This window comes from Halorubrum sp. Atlit-28R, from assembly GCF_003665955.1.
In the GTDB taxonomy this organism is placed as follows: domain Archaea; phylum Halobacteriota; class Halobacteria; order Halobacteriales; family Haloferacaceae; genus Halorubrum; species Halorubrum tropicale.
Map to the genome: position 1 here is coordinate 1 of NZ_QPLS01000030.1, position 1,308 is coordinate 1,308.

The window sequence follows — 1,308 nt, forward strand, 5'->3', positions numbered from 1 at the left end:
GTCACGTTGGAACGCGGTGAGGTCCGCAAGCGCGTCGCGGTCCGCGGTGGACTCCGCGCTCATGAGCCGTCCTCGGCGTCGAAGCCGTGAGCCAGCGCCGGGCAGAACGCGCAGCCGCCGTCGGTTTCGCTCGATTCTCCGGTCGTCGCGTAGGGCTTAAGCCCCGCAGTTGCCATCGTCAGCATGGTTCTGTGGTCTCAGCACAGAACCCGACCTGGCCGGGTGCTACAGACACCGCGGCCGGGATTTCTACATTCTCTCACTAGCCGAGGGTTCGTCACTCGGGCTCTGTAAGCATTAATTTATGCTACAAGCATTTATAATTGCTTGATAATTACTATAAAGCTACTATCAATATGAGTTGCTATCCGGTCATAATATAGCGAAGGGCAACTGTATTTCTTCCATGAGACATTCCGGAGACTGGATGGCCCTTGTCGATGATAGGGTTCTTGAATATCTCTCTGAACACGAGTCTGGTTCTCCGGCTGAGATGAAGCGCGAAGGCCCGATAAATTACTCACGACAGTACATCGATAAACGGTGTAAACGGCTAACCGAAGAGGGCCTAACCAAACATTTCGGTAACGGGATATATGTCATTACTGACGATGGAGAAGCGTATCTCGACGGTCGCCTTGATACACAGGAATGGCGGTATATTGACCACGACGCCGACGAGGTCACCGCCAGCGGCTCCGGAGAGGTCCCGGGTGAGTCGAACGGAGGTACAACCTGAATGCGGTCGTTCGTCCCGTGGATGACACAGCTCGACGAGCGAATCCTTGAGCAGTTGGCTTCGGACAAGGCCGCGACTTCGTGGGAAGTTGGTTTCGAGCTCAGCGGTACGGTTCGTCCTGGTCGGGTGACTGACCGCTGTAACACGTTGGTCGACGCCGAACTTGTTGAGTGAGAAGACCCTGATATTGGATTCAATCGCGTGGAGACCTACTGGTCGATCACGACGTGGGGCGGCTGTACCTGGAGGCCCGGCTCTCCATTCTCGCCAAACAGGACCGGGCGGAGGGTATTCCTTCTTTCTTATTATTGCCCTCCTCGATGTCGAAGCCGACCGCCTCCAGATCGTCGCGAACGACATCCAGTACGTCGTCGCTTTTGAGCCCATTGTCGTCGTCGACGGTCGAGATCGCGTCCCCGTTCGCTTGGAAGGCAGCGACAACCTCGTCGACGAACTCTGGCGGAGCGCGTGTCCGCGGGTAGTAGCAGTATCTAATGTCCGACATAGATCGCCTTTCGACGCCCGACGGTAAGAATCCGCATGACGATTCGGTCATCGAGCAGTTATAG

2 protein-coding genes and 1 pseudogene are annotated in these 1,308 nt (G+C 56.0%); 2 read left to right on the forward strand and 1 reads right to left on the reverse strand.

The window, feature by feature from the left end; genetic code table 11:
* The first annotated feature begins 406 nt into the window (after positions 1–406).
* The gene (locus tag DVK06_RS16595; RefSeq protein WP_121601110.1) at positions 407–739 is read left to right on the forward strand and encodes a phage repressor protein; all 333 of its coding nucleotides are present in this window, start codon (positions 407–409) and stop codon (positions 737–739) included.
* Entirely contained in the window at positions 740–913 is a 174-nt protein-coding gene (locus tag DVK06_RS18765; protein WP_158600105.1) for a hypothetical protein, read from the forward strand.
* 46 nt (positions 914–959) lie between these two features.
* Here DVK06_RS18765 and DVK06_RS16600 read toward each other — a convergent pair.
* Positions 960–1,308, reverse strand: a pseudogene (locus DVK06_RS16600) (hypothetical protein); the annotation flags it as partial.